General features: G+C 69.3%; 4 protein-coding genes. All 4 read left to right on the top strand.

The window, feature by feature from the left end:
- Positions 1 to 7: 7 nt before the first annotated feature.
- The 4 genes from J3S89_RS12870 to J3S89_RS12855 are packed head-to-tail and all read left to right on the top strand — an operon-like array spanning position 8 to position 3,349.
- Entirely contained in the window at positions 8 to 874 is an 867-nt protein-coding gene (locus J3S89_RS12870) for a branched-chain amino acid ABC transporter permease (RefSeq protein ID WP_217927967.1), read from the top strand.
- A complete protein-coding gene (locus tag J3S89_RS12865; protein WP_217927966.1) occupies positions 867 to 1,883 on the top strand; it encodes a branched-chain amino acid ABC transporter permease in 1,017 nt (338 codons plus the stop codon). The genes J3S89_RS12870 and J3S89_RS12865 overlap by 8 nt, the downstream gene beginning before the upstream one ends.
- Positions 1,880 to 2,632 carry an ABC transporter ATP-binding protein gene (locus J3S89_RS12860; RefSeq protein ID WP_217927965.1) on the top strand — a complete coding sequence of 251 codons (753 nt, stop codon included), beginning with the start codon at positions 1,880 to 1,882 and terminating at the stop codon, positions 2,630 to 2,632. Before J3S89_RS12865 ends, J3S89_RS12860 begins: the two co-directional genes overlap by 4 nt.
- Before the next feature lie 12 nt (positions 2,633 to 2,644).
- Entirely contained in the window at positions 2,645 to 3,349 is a 705-nt protein-coding gene (locus J3S89_RS12855) for an ABC transporter ATP-binding protein (RefSeq protein WP_217927964.1), read from the top strand.
- The last annotated feature ends 82 nt before the right edge of the window (positions 3,350 to 3,431 follow it).

Here is a 3,431-nt window from a genome sequence, read left to right as displayed (position 1 = left end):
CATGACCATCGAGCTCTTTGCGGAGCAGCTTCTCAACGGCGTCCAGTTCGGCGTGACGCTGTTTCTGATGGCGTCGGGGCTGACGCTGGTGTTCGGCATCATGAACTTCATCAATCTGGCGCACGGCTCGCTCTACATGATCGGCGCCTTCCTCGGCGCGGCGGTCCAGGCGGCGACGGGGTCGTTCCTCGTCGGCATTCTCGTCGCCGTGCCCGCCACCGCGGCGATCGGCGTGGCGCTCGAACTCGGCCTCTTCCGCCGTTTCTACTCGCGCAATCATCTCGATCAGGTGCTGGTCACCTTCGGCATCGTGCTGATGGCCAACGAGGCGACCCGGCTCGTCTTCGGTCCCGTGCCGCTGCGCATGCCGCTGCCGGAGATGCTCTCCGGCTCGATCGAACTGCTGCCGGGGCTCACCTATCCGACCTTCCGTCTCGTCGTCCTCGGCGTCGGCCTCGCCGTCGCGGGTCTCCTGTGGCTCGTCGTGATGAAGACCCGGCTCGGCATGTGGGTGCGGGCGGGCTCCTCCAACCGCGCCATCGCCGGCGCCATGGGCGTCGACGTCGGCATGGTCTTCGCCGGGCTCTTCGCCTTCGGCGCGGCGCTCGCCGGGCTCGCCGGGCTGATGGCCGGGCCGATCCTCGCCGTGCAGGTCGGCATGGGCGAACCGATCCTGATCCTCGCCCTCGTCGTCACCGTGATCGGCGGCATCGGCTCGATCCGCGGCGCCTTCGTCGCCGCCCTGATGGTCGGCCTCGTCGACACCTTCGGCCGGGTGATGCTGCCGCCGGCGCTGGGCTCGATGGCGATCTTCCTCCTGATGGCGGCGATCCTCGCCTTCAAACCCAAGGGACTGTTCCCCGTCCATGGCTGAGCTCGACCCGCACCGTCCGACCCTCGTCGACCGACTGGCGCCGATCGTGGTGATCGCGGCCCTGGCCGCCGTGCCACCGATCGCCTCGGCCCTCGACGATCCCTTCCTGATCAAGGTGGCGACCCGCGTCGCCGTCTTCGCCATCGCCGCCATCGGTCTCAACCTCGTGGTCGGCTTCGCCGGCCTCGTCAGCCTGCTGCACGCCGGTCTCTTCGGCATCGGCGGCTATGTCGTCGGCATCGCCGCCTGGCACGAGTTCAACGCCGAACCGATGGCGTTCGGCCCCTTCGTCTGGGACGGCACCGCGAACCTCATGGTGACCCTGCCGCTCGCCGCGCTGGTGGCGGGACTGGCGGCGCTCGTCACCGGCATCGTCTCGCTGCGCACCTCCGGCCCCTACTTCCTGATGATCACGCTCGCCTTCGATCAGATGCTCTATTACGGCGCCGTGGCGCTGCAGAAGTACGGCGGCGAGGACGGGCTGCAGATCCTCTCGACGATCACCCTCGGGTCGGTCGACGTCTCGGAGCGGACGCGCTTCTTCTATCTGACGCTGGCGATCCTGGCGGCGACCCTGATCCTGCTCGGCCGCGTGGTGACCAGCCGCTTCGGCATCGTGCTCCGCGCCTCGGCCGAGAACGAGCGCCGCGTCACCGTCACCGGCATTCCGCCCTATCCCTACCGGCTCACCGCCTTCGTGATCTCCGGCGTCGTCTGCGGCATCGCCGGTGCCCTGCTCGCGGCCGGCCAGCAGTTCGTCTCGCCGGCCGACATGAGCTGGGTGCGTTCGGGCGATCTCGTGGTGATGGCGGTGCTCGGCGGGCTCGCCACCCTGTGGGGGCCGGTGGTCGGCGCCGCCGCCTTCGTCGTCCTGGAACTCGTCCTGTCGTCCTGGACCCAGCACTGGCAGCTCGCCTTCGGCGCGATCATCGTCGTGGTGGTGCTGACGCTGCGCGGCGGCCTCGCCGATCTGGTGTCCCTGATGACCACCCGGAGGGACGCGCGATGAGCCGCGAACCGCTTCTCTCGGTCACCGGGCTCGTCAAGAGCTTCGGCGGCCTGATGGCCACCAACCATCTCGACTTCGACCTCGTCGAGGGCGAGATCCACGGCATCATCGGCCCCAACGGCGCCGGCAAGACCACCTTCGTGTCGCAGCTCCAGGGCCAGCTCCTGCCCGACCAGGGCAAGATCCTGCTCGACGGCGACGACGTCACCATGATGCCGGCCCATCTCCGGGCCCGGCGCGGCATCGCCCGCTCCTTCCAGATCACCTCGCTGGTGCCCTCCTTCACCGCGCTCGCCAACGTCATGTTGGCGGTGCAGGGCACGCAAGGCCATTCGTTCCGCTTCTGGAAGCGGGCCTGGGGCGACGCGCGGCTGACCGAGCCGGCCCATGCGGCGCTGGCGACCGTCGGCCTCGCCGCCAAGGCGAACACGAAGGTCGCCGATCTCTCCCACGGCGAATGCCGCCAGCTCGAACTCGCCATGGCGCTCGCCATGAAGCCGCGTCTCCTCCTCCTCGACGAGCCGATGGCCGGCATGGGGCGTCAGGACGGGGCGGCGATGACCGATCTCGTCGCCGAGCTCAAGGGCGTCACCACGATCGTGCTGATCGAGCACGACATGGAGGCGGTGTTCCGGCTCGCCGACCGCATCTCGGTGCTGGTCGCCGGCCGGGTGATCAAGACCGGGCTGCCGGAGGAGGTGCGCGTCGACGAGGACGTCCGCGCCGCCTATCTCGGCCATTCCCACTGAGAGGGGGCGACGATGCTGCTCGAGGTCGGCGATCTCCACGCCGGATATGGTTCCTCCAAGGCGCTGTTCGGCGTCTCCTTCGACGTGGCCGAGGGCGAGGTCGTGACCCTCATCGGCCGCAACGGCATGGGCAAGTCGACCACCGTCAAGTCGATCACCGGGCTCCTGAAGCCGATGGGCGGGACCATCCGCTTCAAGGGCGAGGCGATCGGCGGGGCGCCCGCCCACCGGATCTGCCGGCTCGGCATCGGGCTGGTGCCGGAGGGCCGCGCCATCTTCCCGAACCTCACGGTGAGGGAGAACCTCGTCATGGCCGGCCGTCCCGGCGCCGGCACCAAGGAGGCGTGGACGCTCGACCGGGTGCTGGCCTTCTTCCCTCGCCTCGCCGAGCGGCTGACCAACGGCGGCAATCAGCTCTCCGGCGGCGAGCAGCAGATGCTGGCGATCGGCCGGGCCCTGATGACCAATCCCGACCTCCTCATCCTCGACGAGGCGACGGAGGGCTTGGCGCCGCTCATCCGGCAGCAGATCTGGAAGGCGCTCGACGTGCTCAAGGCGACCGGCCTCGCCATGATCGTGATCGACAAGGAGCTCGAGGCGCTGGTCGGCTTCGCCGATCGCCACGTCGTGATGGAGAAGGGCGAGGTCGTCTGGCGCGGCACCACCCCCGAGCTTCTCGCCGACGCCTCCATCCAGGAAACCTATCTCTCGGTGTGAGGCCACGATGACGGCACCAGACGTCGCAGCCGCACCACGCCGCCACCCGTCACTTCGGCTCGTAGGGCCGAAGCGGCGCGCG

The organism is Pinisolibacter aquiterrae (assembly GCF_019160155.1).
Classification (GTDB): domain Bacteria; phylum Pseudomonadota; class Alphaproteobacteria; order Rhizobiales; family Ancalomicrobiaceae; genus Pinisolibacter; species Pinisolibacter aquiterrae.
This window is presented reverse-complemented; position numbering and strand designations above follow the sequence as displayed.

What these genes read in the sequence shown, in the direction of transcription:
- J3S89_RS12865 (WP_217927966.1), top strand. Translation starts at nt 867, where the DNA reads ATGGCTGAGCTCGACCCGCACCGTCCGACCCTCGTCGACCGACTGGCG.
- J3S89_RS12860 (WP_217927965.1), top strand. Translation starts at nt 1,880, where the DNA reads ATGAGCCGCGAACCGCTTCTCTCGGTCACCGGGCTCGTCAAGAGCTTC.
- J3S89_RS12855 (WP_217927964.1), top strand. Translation starts at nt 2,645, where the DNA reads ATGCTGCTCGAGGTCGGCGATCTCCACGCCGGATATGGTTCCTCCAAG.